The organism is Bacteroides sp. 214 (assembly GCF_010501015.1).
In the GTDB taxonomy this organism is placed as follows: domain Bacteria; phylum Bacteroidota; class Bacteroidia; order Bacteroidales; family Bacteroidaceae; genus Bacteroides.
The window spans coordinates 1-20326 of the sequence record NZ_QVML01000006.1 but is presented as its reverse complement, the minus strand read 5'-3'; the positions used below and the strand labels follow the sequence as shown (position 1 = coordinate 20326).

At 41.2% G+C, this 20326-nt stretch carries 16 protein-coding genes and 1 pseudogene; 2 read left to right on the top strand and 15 right to left on the bottom strand.

The annotated features are described in order from the left end of the window. Positions 1–11: 11 nt before the first annotated feature. The 13 genes and pseudogenes from ftsZ to mraZ all read right to left on the bottom strand — a co-directional run bounded on the left by ftsZ (position 12) and on the right by mraZ (position 15252). Positions 12–1325 (bottom strand): cell division protein FtsZ, encoded by a 1314-nt coding sequence (ftsZ, locus tag D0T50_RS06025; protein ID WP_163222615.1) that lies wholly within the window; start codon positions 1323–1325, stop codon positions 12–14. 22 nt (positions 1326–1347) lie between these two features. Next, entirely contained in the window at positions 1348–2763 is a 1416-nt protein-coding gene (gene ftsA, locus D0T50_RS06020) for a cell division protein FtsA (protein WP_163222798.1), read from the bottom strand. Positions 2764–2781: 18 nt separating this feature from the next. Next, the gene (locus D0T50_RS06015) at positions 2782–3519 is read right to left on the bottom strand and encodes a cell division protein FtsQ/DivIB (RefSeq protein WP_163222614.1); all 738 of its coding nucleotides are present in this window, start codon (positions 3517–3519) and stop codon (positions 2782–2784) included. Next, positions 3516–4892, bottom strand: a complete 1377-nt coding sequence (gene murC, locus D0T50_RS13760; protein ID WP_239058225.1) for a UDP-N-acetylmuramate--L-alanine ligase — start codon at positions 4890–4892, stop codon at positions 3516–3518. Before murC ends, D0T50_RS06015 begins: the two co-directional genes overlap by 4 nt. Before the next feature lie 45 nt (positions 4893–4937). Next, positions 4938–6014: pseudogene (murG, locus tag D0T50_RS13755) on the bottom strand (undecaprenyldiphospho-muramoylpentapeptide beta-N-acetylglucosaminyltransferase); the annotation flags it as partial. Positions 6015–6016: 2 nt separating this feature from the next. Then, positions 6017–7279: an FtsW/RodA/SpoVE family cell cycle protein gene (locus D0T50_RS06005; RefSeq protein ID WP_163222612.1), complete on the bottom strand. Its 1263-nt coding sequence runs from the start codon at positions 7277–7279 to the stop codon at positions 6017–6019. 13 nt (positions 7280–7292) lie between these two features. Beyond that, the gene (murD, locus tag D0T50_RS06000; RefSeq protein ID WP_163222611.1) at positions 7293–8624 is read right to left on the bottom strand and encodes a UDP-N-acetylmuramoyl-L-alanine--D-glutamate ligase; all 1332 of its coding nucleotides are present in this window, start codon (positions 8622–8624) and stop codon (positions 7293–7295) included. Positions 8625–8633: 9 nt separating this feature from the next. Continuing rightward, entirely contained in the window at positions 8634–9902 is a 1269-nt protein-coding gene (gene mraY / locus D0T50_RS05995; RefSeq protein ID WP_163222610.1) for a phospho-N-acetylmuramoyl-pentapeptide-transferase, read from the bottom strand. A gap of 22 nt (positions 9903–9924) precedes the next feature. Beyond that, the gene (locus D0T50_RS05990; RefSeq protein ID WP_163222609.1) at positions 9925–11379 is read right to left on the bottom strand and encodes a UDP-N-acetylmuramoyl-L-alanyl-D-glutamate--2,6-diaminopimelate ligase; all 1455 of its coding nucleotides are present in this window, start codon (positions 11377–11379) and stop codon (positions 9925–9927) included. A gap of 11 nt (positions 11380–11390) precedes the next feature. After that, positions 11391–13493 (bottom strand): penicillin-binding protein, encoded by a 2103-nt coding sequence (locus tag D0T50_RS05985; RefSeq protein ID WP_163222797.1) that lies wholly within the window; start codon positions 13491–13493, stop codon positions 11391–11393. Between the two features lie 23 nt (positions 13494–13516). Further along, positions 13517–13858, bottom strand: a complete 342-nt coding sequence (locus D0T50_RS05980) for an FtsL-like putative cell division protein (RefSeq protein ID WP_163222608.1) — start codon at positions 13856–13858, stop codon at positions 13517–13519. Positions 13859–13862: 4 nt separating this feature from the next. Continuing rightward, complete coding sequence (gene rsmH, locus D0T50_RS05975; protein ID WP_163222607.1) at positions 13863–14786, bottom strand: 16S rRNA (cytosine(1402)-N(4))-methyltransferase RsmH; 924 nt, start codon at positions 14784–14786, stop codon at positions 13863–13865. Continuing rightward, complete coding sequence (mraZ, locus tag D0T50_RS05970; protein WP_163222606.1) at positions 14776–15252, bottom strand: division/cell wall cluster transcriptional repressor MraZ; 477 nt, start codon at positions 15250–15252, stop codon at positions 14776–14778. The genes rsmH and mraZ overlap by 11 nt, the downstream gene beginning before the upstream one ends. Positions 15253–15501: 249 nt before the next feature. Between mraZ and D0T50_RS05965 the strand changes: the two genes are divergently transcribed. Together D0T50_RS05965 and D0T50_RS05960 are read left to right on the top strand one after the other, a co-directional pair. Then, positions 15502–16335: a 1-acyl-sn-glycerol-3-phosphate acyltransferase gene (locus tag D0T50_RS05965; protein ID WP_163222605.1), complete on the top strand. Its 834-nt coding sequence runs from the start codon at positions 15502–15504 to the stop codon at positions 16333–16335. 14 nt (positions 16336–16349) lie between these two features. Continuing rightward, positions 16350–17336 carry a GNAT family N-acetyltransferase gene (locus D0T50_RS05960; protein ID WP_163222604.1) on the top strand — a complete coding sequence of 329 codons (987 nt, stop codon included), beginning with the start codon at positions 16350–16352 and terminating at the stop codon, positions 17334–17336. A gap of 22 nt (positions 17337–17358) precedes the next feature. Here the strand turns inward: D0T50_RS05960 and D0T50_RS05955 are convergent, their stop codons facing one another. After that, positions 17359–17940: a DUF3109 family protein gene (locus tag D0T50_RS05955; protein ID WP_163222603.1), complete on the bottom strand. Its 582-nt coding sequence runs from the start codon at positions 17938–17940 to the stop codon at positions 17359–17361. Between the two features lie 12 nt (positions 17941–17952). Then, positions 17953–19467 (bottom strand): 2,3-bisphosphoglycerate-independent phosphoglycerate mutase, encoded by a 1515-nt coding sequence (gpmI, locus tag D0T50_RS05950; RefSeq protein ID WP_163222602.1) that lies wholly within the window; start codon positions 19465–19467, stop codon positions 17953–17955. Positions 19468–20326: the final 859 nt, after the last annotated feature.

The window sequence follows — 20326 nt, the reverse complement described above, 5'->3', positions numbered from 1 at the left end:
CATTTTATATCTTAAAACGTTATTATTCCACTTGTATCGGCTGCTTCTTCGGCTGCCTCCTCGGCATCGTGTATTGCCTTAACTTTAATTTTATTCAGCGTGGTTTTGTCGCGCAGATAGGTTGGCGAGTTCTCGACCAGCCCAATAATATCGTCATTATCCATATCTTCGGGAGTAAAAAGATAGATATGGCGGCGCTTGTAACGTGTCGTTACACCGATACCACTGGCGCTTTGCCCGTATGCCTGGCGAATACGTTCCTTGTTTTTCTCCTTTTCCTCTTCCAACTGAAGCTGCCGCTCCTCTTCTTCTTTGTTGCGTTGACGATTGATAGAGTCCATACCCGGTACATCTTCCATTCCGAAACCGGTGGCAAGTACTGTTATCTTCACCCTTTCACCCAATTCATCGTCTTTGGCAACTCCCCAAATCACTTCTACCCCATCGCGGAACTTACTCATGAACTCGTGTATCTCATTCATTTCTTCCATCATCAGCTCCGAATTCTCGGCAAATGAAACGTTGAGCATTACCTTCTTGGCGTTAAATATATCGTTATTGTTGAGTAGCGGAGAGTGCAACGAGTCTTCGATGGCTTTGGTTACACGATTTTCGCCTTCGCCATAACCGGTGCTCATGATGGCTACACCACCATCTTTAAGGATGGTTTTTACATCGGCAAAGTCCAAATTCACCTTACCGCGCATAGTAATAATCTCGGCTATGCTCTTGGCGGCAATCGACAATGTATCGTCTGCCTTACCGAAAGCATTCATAAAAGTAAGGTCAGCATATATCTCGCGCAGGCGTTCGTTATTAATAACCAGCAGCGCATCTACATGTTGCCCGATACGTTCTACGCCATCCAGTGCCTGAATAATCTTTTTCTCGCCTTCGAAGATAAACGGAATGGTAACAATACCTACCGTTAGTATATCCATTTCTTTGGCTATGCGGGCTATGACAGGAGCAGCTCCTGTACCGGTTCCTCCACCCATACCAGCGGTTATGAACACCATTTTGGTTCCGTCATCCAACAATTCCTTAATGTCTTCAGCACTCTCTTCGGCTGCTTCGCGAGCGCGTTCAGGGCGATTGCCCGCTCCTAAACCTTCGGTAATGGTTTTGCCCAATTGCAACTTCATGGTAACGGGCGAGTCCTTCAACGCTTGGTTATCTGTATTGCATACCACAAAAGTTACGTCATGTATGCCCTCCCTGAACATGTGGTTCACAGCATTACCACCGCCACCACCTACACCGATTACTTTAATAATCTTAGGCGAATCCATCGGGAAATCGAACTTTACTATATCGTCTGTCATGGCTTTATCTTTCTTTTAATTATTACTGCATGTCATCATCATTGAAAATCGAATCGGATAGCTTCTCGGATAACCCGCCAAGCCCTTTCTTCATATCCGTAAACCAATTGCTTTTTTTCTTCTTGGTTTCCTTTTCCTCTTTCTTTCTTCGTTTTCTATCTTCCTCTTCTTTCCGTTTGGCAGCTTCTATTTCGGCCTTTTTTGCATTTAGGTCTTCATCTCCATCGAAGATGTGTGCAGGGATAGCTTGCGGCTGAGGTTCGGCTACTACCGGTTTCGGGGCACAACAATTCTCTTTGCCTGCGGCTACTAAACCCAACAAAGTGTTGTGCGCACAATCCTTCAGAACAACACCACTGGGTGCATTCACTTCTACGTTGATGCCTTTAGCTATTCTAACTTTTCTTCCTTTGGACTTGCGACGAATAAGCTCGTCGATATTTTTCAGATTGGCTCCGCCACCGGTCAGGATGATTCCTGCTTGTAGGTTTTCTTCAAATCCGGAGAGGAAAATCTGGTTCAGCATATTGTCAACCAACTCTTCGGTACGGGCTTCTATAATTTCGTTCAGCAAGCTAAGAGATATTTCTCTACCATCTTCCAAACTAATTTTGGTTTCTTCTTCCTCTTCTTTCTCTTTTTCTTTTTCCTCAGGAATAGCGTTGCCATATTTCAGTTTAAGCATCTCAGCTTCCTGGTCGTCTATCTTCAAAGACGTAATATCTCGTGTGATGCTACTACTACCCAGAGGAATTACGGTAAGATAACGTAGAATATCTCCTTTATAGATTGAAGTGGTAATGGTATCTGCTCCAAAATCAATCAAAGCACAGCCGGCATTCTTCTCTTTGTCGGTTAGTGTAATGTCTGCCGTAACCAGCGGTGCAATCAATGTATCGGCAATAGGAAGCTTTGCGCTGGTAAAACTATGTTCCAAATTGTTTTTAAGCAAAGAACGCGCCACCAAGTTCAAGAACGAACCTTCAATGTGGTTACCTGCTACTCCAACCGGATCTGCCTGATAGTTGCTCCCTATCTTGTATTCCTGTGGCGCGGCATCGAAGATCTCCATATCAACGTAGGGCAAGGCAAAGTTCTCATCGCGAATGGCATCAACCAATTCTTGCGAGATAATAGTAGTCTCTTCCATGCTTCGGCTGATGCGATTCATAACACCATGCATAGATTGCCCACCAATACCTACATATACCTTTGCAATCATTCCATCTACAGAGTCTTCCAACTCTTTAATAACAGAAGTCAGCGCATGTGCGGCTTTGTTTACATTGAATACAACTCCCCTTCGAATAAACGAGGCAGATTCTTTCTTTGCGTACGCCAATACACTGATACTACCGTCGTCATTTTTCCTTCCGGCTATCCCGGTTAGTTTTGACGACCCCAGCTCAATTGCTGCAATAAAGTTTTTAGTTGACACCATGCTCTTCTTATTTCTCTATTTATCTTTTTTTGTACAAATTATCTGGTTGCTGAACTCAAGGTTTATACGTTCGTACTTGTTCCAGCCCACTTTGTTCAGTCCTTTTTTGTAGAACTCACGCAAACGACGCAATTTTTCTTCATAGCCACTTAGCTTACCCAAGTAAATGATGTGACTTCCTACACGCGGCACAAGTTCTACGTCCTTATCTGTTAGTACATTTACCTGTTCTATCTGCGCATTCCAGAACTCATTCTTTTGCAAAAATAGTGCAAACTCGTATAATTCTTTCATCGCGAAGGCTTTTTCTACATTTCCTGTAACAATCGGCAAGTGAGCCGTACATCGAGAATCGGGCATGACTGCCCCTTTATTATCAATGTAATAGCTTTCTCCGTTTCTGTTCATGATGCGTATTACAGGCACACGTTGCGTAACAGCAATGTGTATCTTCCCACTTGGTGTTTTGTAACATTCCACATCGTCAATCAGCGGATGATCGGCAAGAACTGCCTCTAAAGATTCCAGTTTTATATCATCCAGCAAACTACCCACAGGACTTATGTTATGCTTCTTGAGTATAGCAAGTGCTTCTTTTGGGGTCACAAAGCCTGCATTGACTGAGTCCCTTACAATCAATTCCACACCTTCGCAAACCTGCCCTACAGGCTTCATGTTGAATGCTGTAACTGCTATGCCAATATACACTATCAGTAGCAGCATGGTTAGTAGTAACAGAATTCGTTTTATCATCTTTCTTCAAGCATTTGGGTTATGGCAGGTACGTAATCTTCAATATCTCCTGCGCCCAATGTTATTAATACTTCCAATGATTTTTCTTTCAGTACCGCCAGCAACTCTTCCTTGTTTATGACACTTTTTATTGTGCCGGATTGCAAATGATCATAAATAAGCTGACTGGTTACACCCGCTATAGGCAATTCTCTTGCCGGATAGATATCCAACAAAATAACCTCGTCAGCCAAAGATAGACTATCGGCAAACTCTTTATAGAAATCGTTTGTACGGCTATACAAGTGTGGCTGAAACACTACGGTTATTTTTTTGTCGTTATACAACTCCCGCAACGAAGAGATACTTTGCTTTATCTCCGAAGGATGATGCGCATAATCGCTCAAGAACACCAAACTATCCGTTTTTATCTTGGAATCAAAGCGACGATCAACACCTTTGAAGCTTTCCATTCCTTGCTTCACTTCTTCGGGGGTTGCGCCATTTAATAAGGATAGTGCCATAGCTGCTACACCATTCTCTATATTGATGCTAATAGGTACTCCCATTTTTATATCAACAATACGCATCTCGGGGGTAACCAAATCGAATACAATTTCTCCACCGCCTATGCGTATATTCTCCGCATGATAGTCTCCCTTCTCGCGTGAATAGGTATATATTTTGACTCCATCCTTTACGTTGGGTTGTAGGTTAATTCCTTCGCGCATAAGTAAACATCCACCCTGTTTTATGAGTGAGGTATATTTTTCAAAACTCTCAACGTAAGCCTCTGCTGTTCCATATATGTCTAAATGATCGGGGTCGGTAGACGTTATTGCTGTCATATAGGGCGACAACCAATGGAATGAGCGGTCAAATTCATCAGCCTCAATCACGATATAGGGGCTTTTATGTGATAACAAGAGGTTAGTATGATAGTTTTTAGATATTCCGCCTAAGAAAGCCGTACATCCCACATGCGATTGATACAGCAAATGTGCCAGCATAGCAGAAGTAGTTGTTTTACCATGTGTTCCTGCCACACACAAAGCTTTACCCGAACGCGTAATAGTACCCAATACCTGTGCCCGCTTTTGAATTTCGAAACCATTGTTACGGAAATACTGCAACTCGCTATGTGTGTCGGGTACAGCAGGCGTAAGTATTACCAATGTGTTTTGCTTATCCATGCAGTAAGCAGGTATCATTGAGACACTGTCTTCATAATGTATCTCTGCACCTTCTTTATTCAATTCTTTTGTTAATTCGGTTTCTGTACGGTCATATCCTGCCACCTTTTTCCCTTTTGAAAGGAAATAGCGCACTAACGCACTCATACCAATACCACCTGCTCCTACAAAATAGACGGAATTAATATTTTCCACATCCATGGAATCCTTTATATCCATACCTGCTAACTTAAATATTTCTTTGGCTATGACACTCGCCGAATTGGGTAGTGCAAGCTTTTTAATATTGTTACTTAACTCCTGTAGCTTCTGCTCATCGGCAATAGTATGGAGTGCTGTTTGAATTAACTTCTCGTTTGCTTCTACATCTTTTATATAGATAGCTGCCTGTTTATCCACAAGTGCCATCGCATTTTTGGTTTGGTGGTCTTCTGCCACATTAGGCGAAGGTACCAATACAACAGGTTTACCCAATAAACAAAACTCTGAGATAGAACCGGCACCTGCTCGCGAAATAATTAAATCGGCAGCTTGGTAAGCACTTACCATATCTTTAATAAAGTCATTTATATATAGATTGGGAATCTCTCCATATGCTTTTACCGCCTCCAAAGCTTGTTCAAAGTAAATCTTTCCCGTTTGCCAAATAAACTGTACGTCTGCATTTTTAATACTATCCAGATGTGCCATGATGCACTGATTAATGCTACGTGCACCTAAGCTTCCTCCTAATATCAATATTGTTTTTTTGTCAGGGTCAAGATTGAAATGTTTCAATGCTTCTTTTTTGGAAATTTGTTTGTTCTGCAGATCTTGTCGTATCGGATTACCTGTCATTAATATTTTGTCTGCTTCAAAGAAACGATCCATGTTGTCATACGCTACACAAATACGTTTTGCTCTTTTGGCTAGTAACTTGTTTGTTACCCCCGCATACGAATTTTGTTCTTGTATCAATGTAGGAATACCCATCTTACCAGCAGTATTAAGGGTTGGACCGCTAGCATAACCGCCTACACCTATCGCCACATCCGGCTTGAATTCTTTGATAATCTTTTTGGCTTTCTGTTGACTTTTGAATAATTTTATAAGTACCGAAACGTTTTTGAATAAGTTCTTTCTATCAAAGCCTGCCACCGGTAAACCTACAATTTCGTATCCGGCATCGGGTACGCGCTGCATCTCCATTCTATTCTCTGCACCTACAAATAGTATTTCCGCCTCGGGCTGAAGTTCTTTAATAGCATTTGCTATGGAGATAGCCGGGAATATATGTCCTCCGGTACCTCCTCCACTGATAATTACTTTTATTTTCTTATTCATAGTTAGTAGTTTTCAAAGGTAGTATCGTCATTCAATGATTCGGAAATAGGATATAGTGCTTCCTCTTCTGCATTCTCGGCAATTACACCTAATGGATTTTCGTCCTCTTGCTCCAGTCTGGCGACATAGCGACTTACACTTAATATCATACCCATATAGGCACAGTTGATGAAAATACTTGTTCCGCCTCGGCTGATAAGTGGCAATGGCTGCCCTGTAACGGGGAATAACCCCACAGCAACCAGCATATTCAGCAAGGCTTGCGACACGAGCAACAGGCCTATTCCCAGAATGAGGAAAATAGGGAACGGGTGCTTACACTTTCGCGCTAGCTTGCCAACTCGTATTAACAACCAAATGTAAAGTGCTACAACAATGATTGCCCCTACCAGCCCCAGCTCTTCAATAACAATCGCAAAGATAAAGTCTGAAAAGGCCTGACTCAGGAAATCTCGTTGCACTGAGTTTCCGGGACCTTTTCCTAATATATTGCTGGTTGCTACGGCAATACGCGCATGCGCTACCTGTCCGTCTTTGTTGGTGTCGTATTTAGCTGCAGGTACCTCTACCGGAAAAAAGAATTTATCCACGCGAGCTTGCCATGTCTCAAAACGATGTAGAAACTTAATGTCGGTATCTTTGGGAATGGCCATTAGCGCTCCCACCCCTAATATTCCGGCAATAAACAATGGAGCTAGAAACTTAACCATTGTTTTATTGCTGATGCGACCTATGAACATCATCAATATTACAACTCCAAAGAGCAACCCGGCAGTAGAAAGATTTTCGGGCATAATAAGAAGAATTATAGGAAGAGAAACCCACAATATGTATTTAAACGCACTAGGATTTGCCCCCTCTTCGGTTTGACCTTTCGATAGAATCAAAGCAACTGCCATAACAACTGCCATTTTCCCCAACTCCGAAGGTTGGAACTGAAAGCCAAAAAGCGTCATCCAACGGGCAGCTCCATTAGTCATGACTCCCATGAGCGACACAGCAATCAACAAGATTCCTGATAAAGGAAGCAATACTATAGGAGCCAACTTGAACCATTTATAAGGAATGTTGTGCACAAGAATCATAATTCCCAAACCCATTAATAGCAATGTGGAATGATGCTTAATAGGACCCCAGTGATCGCCAGTTTTGTAGGTCAGCGTGCTAGCGGCACTAAAGACCTCAATAATAGAGATTACACACAGCAACCCGAATATAATCCAGATTACCTTGTCTCCTTTAAATATGCTCTTAATTAAATCCATCTCTCTATGCTATTTACAATTCTCTCACATATTGTTTAAACTGCGTTCCTCTGTCTTCGTAATTTTTGAAGAGGTCAAAACTGGCACAACACGGACTTAATAAAACAGTCTCTCCTTTTTTTGCCATTTTATACGCTGCTTCAACTGCATCTTTCATGCTTTTAGCATCTACAGTTGGTAGTCCAAAACTATCAAAGAACAGGTGTAACTTACTGTTATCTACTCCTAAGAATACTAATCCACTACATTTTTCGCGTACGAGTTCGGCTATCTCTGTGTAATCATTGCCTTTATCTGTTCCACCTAATATAAGTACAGTCTTGGTTACCATGCTTTGCAACGCATACCAACACGAATTCACGTTGGTAGCTTTAGAGTCATTGATAAATTCAATACCCCGCACACGAGCTACCTTCTCCAAACGGTGTTCCACACCTTTAAAATCGGATAGTGCTTTGCGAATATATTCTTTAGATATTCCGGCTAAGTTCGCTGATATTCCGGCAGCCAATGAATTGTACAGGTTGTGTGTGCCGGTAAGAGCAAGTTCTTCCTGTTCCATATTAAAAGCAATAGGCTGCTCTATAATTAGCTCGTGGTCTTCTACATAAGCGATAGAGCTTTGCTCTTTGATAGCCGAGAACGGATATAGATGTGCCTGGATTCCATGTTTGTCCAATTCCTTTTTAATAATAGGGTCATCATTCCAAAACACAAATGCATCCTCAGGAGTTTGATTCTGTATTATACGGAATTTCGCATTGACATAGTTCTGCATATTATGGTCGTAGCGATCCAAGTGGTCGGGGGTAATATTCATCAATACGGCAATATTAGCACGGAAATTATACATATTATCCAACTGGAAACTACTAAGCTCAATCACATAATAATCGTAATTATCCTCGGCTACTTGCAACGCGAGGCTACGACCTATATTTCCGGCTAGCCCCACGTTAAGTCCGGCACTCTTAAAGATATGATAAATAAGGCTGGTAGTTGTTGTTTTACCGTTACTACCCGTGATACAAACCATTTTTGCATGGGTATAGCGCCCCGCAAACTCTATTTCTGAGATAATTGGTGTGCCTTGCGCCTTTAACTTTTGAATTAATGGGGCTGTATCGGGTATACCTGGACTTTTTATTATTTCATCCGCATTCAGAATTAACTCTTCGGTATGTTGTTTTTCTTCCCACGCAATGTTATATTTATCCAGAAGCACCTTGTATTTATCCTTAATAGCAGATAAATCCGACACAAATGTATCGAACCCTTGGGTCTTGGCAAGCACTGCTGCCCCCGAACCACTCTCACCTGCACCTAAAATAACAATTCTTTTCATCACTCCTCTTTATCTAATCTTCAACGTTATTATTGCAATAGCAGCCAACAAAATCGTTACAATCCAAAAGCGAACAGTAATTTTTGATTCATGAAAAACACTCGCCGGCTTAGTAATCAAATATGTACAATTTGTATCCAACTGCGAAACAGTGGTACGAAAATGGTCGTGTATTGGTGTGCGCTTAAAGATACGCTGCTTCACACCTTTCTTCTTGCCTTTTTTAAAGTAACTCACTTGAAGAATAACCGAAAGTGATTCAATGAAGAAAACACCACACAAAATAGGAACCAACAATTCCTTATGTATAATAATAGCGAACACCGCGATAATACCACCAATAGTTAAGCTACCTGTATCTCCCATAAACACTTGTGCCGGATAAGCATTGTACCACAAAAAACCAATCAGAGCACCAATAAAAGCGCAAATAAACACCACGAGTTCTTCGCTTCCGGGTATATACATAATGTTCAGGTAGCTGGCAAAGTTGATATGCCCAGACACATACGCCAATATACCTAATGCCACTCCTATAATAGCTGAATTCCCTGCTGCCATTCCATCCATTCCATCATTTAAGTTGGCTCCGTTAGATACGGCCGTTACCACAATAATAGTTACAATTACAAACAAGACCCAACCTGCTGTTTGGGCATGCTCGCCCATAAAGCCTACAAAATCGGCATAGTCGAGGTTGTTATTTTTAAAGAAAGGAATAGTTGTTTTTGTTGATTTAATATTGTGCTGTCCATGTACCACCTGCACAATCTCTCCTCCTTGTTTAATTTCTATATTTTCGCGAATCACGACATCTGGGCTCAGATATAGTGTCAAACCAACTATCAGTCCTAGACCAACCTGCCCAATAATTTTGAATTTACCTTGCAGTCCTTCTTTATCTTTCTTGAAGATTTTAATGTAATCATCTAAGAAACCTAACACACCAAGCCAAATGGTGGTAATGAGCATCAAAATCATGTAGGTATTTTCCAGTTTACCAATGAGTAAACAAGGCAGTAGAATAGAAACGATGATGATTACCCCTCCCATACTAGGCACTCCTTTTTTTCCTACGTTGAATGGGTCTATACTAGCATCACGCTGCGTTTCGGATATTTGCTTTCGCTTTAGCAAATTGATAAACTTATCTCCAAAGATTGTTGATATAAGTAATGACAATATCACTGCCATCAACGCCCGCGAAGAAATATAGTTAAAGATTCCCGCTCCCGGAAAGTCTAACTCTTGCAGCCATTGGAAAAGATAATATAACATAATCCTTCTATGTATTGGTTCGCTATTGTTGGTTAAATATCTCTCGCACTATTTCTTTATCATCGAAATGATACTTTACCCCTTTTATATCTTGATAGGTTTCGTGACCTTTACCGGCTATCAGAATAACATCACCTGTTTGAGCAAGCATACAAGCCGTTCGTATGGCTTCTTTGCGATCGGCTATACTGATAGTCTTCTTTTTATCTTCGCTATCAAGTCCGGCAATCATATCGTTTATAATATCCTGTGGCTCTTCAAAACGAGGATTATCTGAGGTAATGATTACCTTATCACTCAATCGTGCCGCTTCCTTTGCCATGATGGGGCGTTTTCCTTTATCCCGATTGCCTCCTGCGCCTGCCACAGTTATTATCTTTCCTTTTCCATCTATCACATCGTGGATAGCATTCAGGACATTGACCAACGCATCGGGAGTATGTGCATAATCCACAATGGCAATATAGCCTGTCGGTGATTTAATCGAATCAAATCTGCCCGATACCGGGCGCAATGTGCTTAACATCAATAGAATTTCCTCTTCTTTTTTGCCTAAGAGGATAGCAGCTCCATACACTGCCAAGAGGTTATAGGCATTAAATCGTCCGATAAACTGCACAAACAACTCTTTATTATTAACATCCAACAACATTCCGTCAAAATGAGATTCCAACACTCGCCCTTTGAAGTCGCTAAGACTGCGCAAAGAGTAGGTATATACTTTAGAGCGGGTATTTTGCGTCATCACCAATCCGTTTCTATCATCTAAGTTAGTTAGTGAGAACGCATTCTTCGGCATATTATCAAAGAAGAGTTTCTTCGCTTTCAAATAATTCTCTACTGTTTTATGATAATCGATATGGTCGCGAGTAAGGTTAGTAAATATACCTCCGGCAAACCTGAGTCCGCTAATACGTTTCTGATGAATGGCATGAGAACTAACCTCCATAAAAGCATGCTTACAACCAGCATCTGCCATTTGTCCTAGTAGTTGATTTAAGGTAACAGGATCAGGAGTAGTATGCTCGGTAGGTACAGGAACACCATCTATATAGTTGCATACAGTAGAAATCAGTCCTGTTTTATAACCAAACGCCCGAAACATATTATATAATAAGGTGGCAATGGTTGTTTTTCCATTTGTACCGGTAACACCCACTAATTCCAACTTAGAGGTAGGATCGTCATAGAATGTGGTCGCAACTTTTCCTACAGCATCTTCGCTATCAGCTACCTGAATGTAAACAATGTCTTTATTCAATGTTTCGGGCATATATTCACACAGAATAGCAACTGCTCCTTTCTCTATGGCAGCAGATATGTAGCTATGTCCATCTGCTTGCGTACCTTTCATAGCCATGAATAAATGTCCTTGCTGCGTGAGACGCGAGTCAATACTTATTCCCTCAATGGCAACATCCATGCTTCCTATTATTTGAGCAGGCATTATCTTTTTAAGTAGTCCCTCCAGTTTCATACTTATTCCTATTAATTAAGTTGCAGGGTTATGGTTTGCCCTTTTTGAATTTTCGCACCGTGTGCAATAGATTGTCTTCTAACCTTACCTACGCCTGCAATATGTACTTTCATTCCTTTACTCTCCAACAAATAAACAGCATCTCTGGCCCCCATACCTACAACACTTGGTACAACGCCCTCAGAGAGTGTTTTGTTTTCGTTTAATACCACTTCCTTTTCGTTGGGTTCTGCACTACCCCATATTTGCTTGCTTCCTCGCGCACGGAAAGAAACGTCTGTATTAACATCAAGTCCATCGAGGACTTTCCGGGCTGCAAGCATTTCACCGGCTTTTACATCTGGAATTACAACTGTTGCAGAATCAATCGCATTTTTTATATTTAAGACAAGATCCTTGGCATAAACTCTTTCGGCTATTTTCCCGAATACACCCCCTGCCATTAATCCACCCGATGCCAGTCCTCCTGCCTTTTGTATTGCTACCAAACAAGTATATTTAGGTTTATCAGCAGGAAAGTAACCACAGAAGCTAACCAAATAGTTTGTTACCCCACTGGTATATCCGGCTGCTCCTTGCGATACTTGTGCTGTTCCGGTCTTACCGGCAACTTTAAATTGTTTGGAACCTGCAGGTTTAGCCAATCCGTCACTAACAACCTTCTCAAGTATCTCTTTTATTGTTGTCAACGTCTTTTCTGAACAAATAGACGGATTAATAACCTCTACCGGATACTCTTCCACCATTGTTCCATTACGCGATATTCCTTTTACAAATCTTGGCTTTACCATCTTACCATTATTGGCTATGGCATTATAAAAAGTAGCCGTATAAATAGGTGGAATTTGTGTTTCATAACCAATACTCATCCAAGGAAGTGCTGTTCTAGACCATCTTCCATCTTTCGGATGGCGAATATTAGGTTTTCCTGCTCCCGGTATTTGAAGCTCTAACGGTACATTCATACTCATTCTATACAGACCCTCAACAAACTTACCCGGGTCTTTACCATAATGCTTTTCTATCAATGTAGATATACCGATATTAGACGAAACCATTAATATCTGCGGAACAGTAAGATACTGATAACCTCCTCTCCGCCAGTTGTGGTCGCGCATAGGGCGATTATGCATCATTTTAATACCATTTCCTGTATCAACCCCATCTTCGGTAGTAATGTATCCGTCTTCCAGAGCTACCATCATAGAGGCTGTCTTGAAGGTAGAACCCGGCTCCATCATATTACTCAATGCGCCATTACGAATCTCGCGATATTGCCCCACGCCTACCCGGGTCATGTTTACAATACCTTTTACATCGCCTGTTTCTGTCTCCATCAAAACAACGACTCCTTCAGTGGCATTTATCTCTCTCAACATATCTACCAACGCCTTTTCGCAGATATCTTGCATACCTACATCAATGGTAGTTACTACATCATAACCATCTGTAGGGGGTATTTCTACAATGTTCAACCACTTGTTTTTCACTTTCTGCCGACGCGTAATACCATCCTTTCCTTTTAAGATAGAATCAAAAGCCAATTCGATACCACTACGAGCACCTTTGGCAGTATCAGCATATACATCTCCCAACGTACGGTTTGCCAGGGAGCCAAATGGTTTTTTGCGCTGGTTGTACACTTGTTCATGGAAACCACCCCTGTATTTATTCATACTAAACACCGGAAGATTTTTGGCTTCTTTATACTGAATATACGAAATACGTTCGGGGTAGATGAGGTAATTGCGACTACCTTTTTTGCGCCCTGTCAACAAATGATTCTTAAACTCCCGCGCACTTTTACCAGGGAATATCTTGTTCAAGCCCTCACAAATTTCATCTAAATGCTTCATAAGCAGAGCATCCTTCTCTTCACCACCTGCCTTAAAGTCCATATAGATACGATATTCGGGTAGCGAGCTTGCCATTAATGAGCCATCTGAAGAAATAATATTCCCACGGTTGGGTTTTACAATTACATTTTCTTTCACGAATCTTTCGGCTACGTCTTGCCAATATTGTCGCTCGGCAAACATAATAATAGCTGCTTTAACAATGATTGCTACTCCGACAAGTCCCATAATGAGAATGACGAAAAAGTAACGGGTCATTATTTTCTTTTTGCTTGCCATAGTTATTTAAGTAAGTAGGGAGGATTAGTAGATGTCTCTAATTTACTCTCTTTTTGCGAAATATATTCTTCAATACGCGACTGGCGGCTTCTCTCCACCAGTTCCGAGTTTCGCGTTAGCGCGTCGTATTTGATGTCTTGCAGTTCCTTTTTGAGAATATCAATCTCTATGAGTTGTTGCTGCGCGGCATATCTGTTATGGATGTAGAAAATAATCATGATCATAACTATAATCAACAATTTGGTTTGCCTGCGAAAGAAGTCTGTTTCCAGCACATCTCCCAACATAATACTTTTAAAGGAAGGTCCTTTCTTTTTGGTTTGGTTATTGTTACTTGTTGCCATATCGCTACTTCTCTTCTTTTTTCATTGCTATACGAAGTTTCGCGCTTCGTGATCGTGGATTTCGTTCCAGCTCTTCTTGTGTAGGAATGATAGCTTTATTATTGACCAGCTTATAAGGTGTCAATACATTCCCGAAGAAATCCTGCACTTGTTTCCCTTCAATATTCCCCGTCTTCATCAGATTCTTCACCATGCGATCTTCGAGCGAATGATAAGTTATCACCACCAATCTGCCCCCCGGTTTGAGAACTTCGGTAGCCGCTAATAACATTTCTTGCAAAGCTTCCATTTCATGGTTTACTTCAATACGTAAGGCTTGGAAAACTTTGGCTAATTCTTTCTTCTCGCGTTCGCGACTAAAATAGGGTTTAATGATAGTCAGAAAGTGCTCGATTGTTTTAATCTTCTTCACTGCACGCTCCTTTACGATAGCAGATGCCAGTTTGCGACTGTTTTTAAGTTCGCCATAAAGATACAGCACATTTGCCAGTTTCTCTTCGTCATAGTTATTAACGACATCGGCAGCTGTCATTCCCGCCCGTTTATTCATGCGCATATCCAGTTCACCATCGAAACGAAAAGAAAATCCTCGTTCACTATCATCAAAATGATGCGAAGAAACGCCAAGGTCGGCTAGTATACCATCTACCTCTTCAATGTTATGATAGCGCAAGAAATTCTTGAGATAACGAAAATTGCTGCGTACAAAGATGAAATGTGAATCATCAACGATATTATTTTCCGCGTCAGCATCTTGATCAAAGCCTATCAACCTACCTCCTTTTCCCAGATGACGGAGTATCTCTTTAGAGTGTCCACCACCCCCAAAAGTTACATCCACATACGTGCCATTCGGCAATATATTCATGCCGGCTACACTCTCATTGAGCAGTACGGGTATATGATAAATCGTTTCTTCACTTTTCATTGCTGACCGGGGTTACAGTGACGTTTTTCATTATCTCCTCAAGGGCTGTTCCGAAATCGACAGGTGGCATAAAGGGTTGTTCTGTCTTCTCTTTTGCCCATATCTCTATTCTGTTATTCATACCAATGAATCGAACGTTGTTCTGTATTTCCGCCATTTGGAGGTAGCGTTTGGGAATGAGGATACGCCCATTGCTATCGGGTGTAATAATTTCCACATCGCTCACAAACTGCCTAAATATCTGTTGGTGAGTAGGATCCCATTTGCTAAGCCGTGATGAGAGTTCATTCAAGTCCTCGTTCCATACGCTTTCAGGATAGAGAGTTAAGCAATTCTGGAAAACATCTTTGCGCAAAACAAGCGTTTCTTCGGAAGCAGCCTGTAGCTGTTTGCGAAACTGAGAAGGGATAAAAACACGTCCCTTTTCATCGGTTTTTGCTTCAATATTTCCAAGAAATCTAATCATTCCCCACCTTATGTATTATTAATTATTTGTAAAGGTATGTATTTCTCCACAATTCCCCACAAAAATCCACAACATATTGGAAAAGATTTTTCAACAGGGTGTTAATAACTAGTTACTTACCATTCAAAGCACGCAACATTCTTGCCATTCTTACGGAAACGTGAAAGCCAAAAAGAGTTTTTACAACAAAACTTTGCAATAAATTGAAAACTTGCCTTATTTTTGCAGTTTGATAGTTAATTGAGAAGGATGATAAACGACTCGCAATTATTACTTGATATAGACAAGATCCTTCAGTCCAAAGCGCCTCGGCACTATAAGTATATACCAGGATTCGTGAAGTCGTATCTCAAAAAGATACTTCACCAAGACGAGTTAAATGTTTTTATTGCCAGCGTTCCCGATAAGGTGGGGGTAGATTTCTTGGAAGAATGTATGGACTTCCTTGATACAAAAGTAGAAGTGAAAGGTCTGGAGAATCTACCTAAAGAAGGGTTATATACGTTTGTTTCCAACCACCCACTGGGTGGTCAGGATGGTGTATCCTTAGGCTATGTGATTGGCAAATACTTTGACGGGAAAGTAAAATACCTCGTAAATGACATGCTGATGAACGTAAAAGGCTTGGCACCGCTTTTTATTCCTATCAACAAAGTAGGCAAACAAGGTAAAGATTTCCCCCTCATGGTGGAAGCCGGGTTTGCATCCGACAATCAGCTTATTATGTTTCCTGCAGGACTTTGTTCGCGTCGCCAAAAAGGTGTTATAAAGGACCTTACGTGGTCTAAAACATTTATCGTAAAGAGCATACAGACACAGCGAGACGTTGTTCCCATCTATTTTGGAGGACGTAATTCTGACTTCTTCTACAACCTTGCCAATCTCTGCAAAACACTAGGGTTGAAAGTAAATATCGCCATGCTTTACTTAGTGGATGAGATGTTCAAAAACAGACATAAAACATTTACCATTACTTTTGGCGAACCTATCCCTTGGCAAACATTCGACAAAACAAAGAAACCCGGCGAGTGGGCTCAATACGTGAAAGAAGAAGTATACAAGCTACAGCCAAACAACGAATAATAAAGAACCACTATATGAAAGAAATTATTGCGCCCGTTGACAAGGAGCTTATCAAAGCCGAACTGACTGATGATAAGCGCTTACGCATGACCAATAAAAGTAATAACCAGATTTACATTATCACCTATCATGATTCGCCACACACAATGCGCGAAGTAGGACGGTTAAGAGAGGTTGCGTTTAGAGCAGCGGGAGGCGGAACAGGAGAGTCGATTGATATTGACGAATACGACACTATGCCCAATCCGTACAAACAGCTCATTGTATGGAACCCCGAAGCCGAAGAGATTTTAGGAGGCTACCGCTACATCCGTGGTACAGATGTAGAGTTCGATGAGAAAGGGCATCCTATATTGGCTACGGCACATATGTTTGATTTCTCGGAAACATTTATCAAAAATTATCTGCCGGTAACTATTGAATTGGGACGATCATTTGTAACGTTAGAGTATCAGTCTTCACGTGCAGGCAGCAAAGGACTTTTTGCCTTGGATAACCTGTGGGATGGATTGGGAGCACTTACTGTTATAATGCCCGAGGTAAAATATTTCTTCGGTAAAGTAACCATGTATCCTAGTTATCATCCTAAAGGCAGGGATATGATTCTTTACTTTTTGCAAAAGCACTTTCCGGACAGAGATTGCTTGTTGCAACCTATTCGTCCGCTTGTATTGGAAACAGACGCGAAAAATTTAGCAGAACTTTTCTGCAAAGATGCGTTCAAAGAAGATTATAAGATTCTGAACACCGAAATACGTAAACTGGGATACAATATTCCACCATTGGTTAATGCATATATGAGCCTTAGTCCCACCATGCGCATGTTTGGTACAGCTATCAACTATGGATTTGGCGATGTAGAAGAAACCGGTATCCTAATAGCGGTTGACGAGATATTAGAAGAAAAACGGATGCGCCATATTGAATCCTTCATAAAAGAAGGCGATTGCACATACAAGGTAACATCAGGCGCCAACAAAGTATTCTACGAAACAAAATAAGAATTAAAAGAACAGGGGATGATCAAATCATCCCCTGTTCTTTTAATTCCTCTGCCACACTCTCCAGTTCTGCATACCACACTGCTCCGTACTTACGTACGAGCGGTTCTTTCAGGAATTTGTAGACAGGTGTTCCTACCTCTTTGCCCAGCTCCCATGCCGCATGACACACACTCCATTTATGATAATTCACTGCTTGAAATGTACCATAGTCGGCAATTCGTATGGGATACAGATGGCATGATATAGGTTTCATAAAGCTTACTTTTCCTTCGCGATATGCTTTCTCGATAGCACAGAAACAGTAGCCCCGGTCATCGTAGCAGGTAAACACACAGTCTTTACCATTTACAATAGACGTTACCACATCACCTTCTTCGTCGGTATAGTAAGTCCCTTGTTGCTTAATGACCTCCTGAGCCGATGGCAATAAATCATCCCACACCACAGGAAGTACCTCCTCGAGTTGTGCCAATTCCGCCTCCTCAAGAGGCGCACCGGCATCACCTTCTATACAACATTCGCCTTTGCAAGCAGCGAGATCACAAATAAATTTCTCGCGAAACACATCGAGCGAAACTACAATATCATCAATCTGTATCAAAGGAGGAAGTTATTACTTTATTAATACGTTACCGTTCATTTCTTTAGGCACTTCCAATCCCATAATTTTCAGGATGGTAGGTGCTACGTCTGCCAAACGTCCATTGGCTACAGTGGCATTCTTATTTTCGGTTACATAAATACATGGTACCGGATTTAGAGAGTGCGCAGTGTTGGGTGAGCCATCTTCATTCAGTGCGTGGTCGGCATTACCGTGGTCGGCAATGATAATGGCTTCATATCCATTTGCTTTGGCAGCTTCAATAGTATCTTTTACGCAAGCGTCTACAGCTACAACCGCCTTTTCAATCGCTTCATATATACCCGTGTGCCCAACCATATCACCATTGGCAAAGTTTACCACGATGAAGTCGTACTTCTCGGTATTAATAGCCTCAACCAACTTATCTTTTACTTCGTAAGCACTCATTTCGGGCTTCAAGTCATAAGTGGCTACCTTTGGCGAAGGCACCAAAATACGATCTTCACCGGTGAAAGGTGTTTCGCGACCTCCATTAAAGAAGAACGTCACATGAGCATATTTTTCTGTTTCGGCAATATGAAGCTGCGTTTTACCTTGATTAGACAGGTATTCGCCCAGCGTATTTTCAACATTATCCTTATCGAAAAGGATGTGTACCCCCTTGAATGACGCATCGTAAGGAGTCATACAGTAATATTGCAGATTAGGAATAGTATGCATACCTGCTTCGGGCATATCTTGTTGTGTGAGTACAACTGTAAGCTCTTTCGCGCGGTCGTTGCGGTAGTTAAAGAAGATAACCACATCACCCTCTTTAATAGTACCATCTACATTGGCATTGACAATAGGTTTCACAAATTCATCGGTTACACCATTATCATACGATGCTTGCATAGCTTGTACCATATCGGTAGCTTTTTCGCCAACACCATTAACCAATAGGTCGTAAGCCTCTTTTACGCGCTCCCAACGCTTATCTCTATCCATAGCATAGTAGCGACCGATGATAGAAGCAATTTTTCCTGCACTCTTCGCACAATAATCTTCTAACTCTTTAATAAAGCCAAGACCGCTTTTTGGGTCAGTGTCGCGACCATCCATGAAACAATGCACAAAAGTATTGTTGATGCCATATTCTTTTGAGATATCGCACAATTTATATAGATGCTCTAAGGAGCTATGCACACCACCATCGGAGGTAAGCCCCATAAAATGCACATTCTTGTTGTTATCCTTAGCGTAAGAGAATGCTTTGATTACTTCGGGATTCTCCAAAATAGTGTTATCCCGACAAGCAAGATTAATTTTCACCAAATCCTGATACACCACACGACCTGCACCAATATTAAGGTGACCTACTTCGGAGTTACCCATTTGTCCGTCGGGCAAACCCACATTTTCTCCACTTGCCTGTAGTTGCGAGTGTGGATAATTGCTAACCAATGAATCCCAATAAGGGGTTGGGGTATTAAATATAACGTCTGCTTTCCCATGGTTCCCAATGCCCCAGCCATCAAGAATCATCAATAAGGCTTTTTTGCTCATACTAATTTTGTTTTGTTAGAATATTCGGTAAATTGCGGACTATTTTCGTTATTGCCGCTTAATTGCCTGCAAAGGTACGAAAAAGATTCATCGCATTATTTCTGTTTGTATAACTTTATAAAGCAACATTACTATGAAACGCTTTTCTGCTCTTATTGTTTTTCTGTTTATGGCATTTATGTTAAGTGCACAAATCAACTCAATAGCTTAATATACCCTCCAAATGTGCTTTTTAGAAATAGGCCTTCACATTCACATATCGCTGTAAGCAAATGATGGTGAGTGAGTTACGTGTGAAGACCCCCTTGTTTATCCTTCACAGGGTCTTCACATGTCATTTTTTTGACTGCTTTTGTACCAAGAAAACACTGAGAAACAGGTCGAAAACCAGTCAGAAGTGAAGCAAAAACCAGTCAGAAAAAAGACAATTGCTTAAAAGTGTGTATTGTCAGCCATAGTTTCATTGATTGCCAGCCTATGGCTCATGACCCGTCAGACTATGGTTCATGACCCGTCAGCCATAGGCAGATGGTTCGTCAGCTTATGGCTCGTGACCGGTCAAACTATGGCAGTTAATTCCGCTGTGGTTTTGTTTCCCAACCAAAAGCACAACTAATTTAAGTGTCTTTACTACAAATATGTCTTATACGGGATTAGGTTTACACGTTTTTTCTGCATAATATTTAATTATTTATGCAAAAATCAGTACATCGTTCCTACAGTGAACCTTTTAAGTTAGAAGTTTTACGTGACCACTACTCCAGTGGTATGTCTTTACGTTTTACCGTCCACAAATGGGGTTTGAGTTGTAGCAAGCTCTTACTTTCCTGGATGGATCGCTACCCCGTTGATTCTGAAT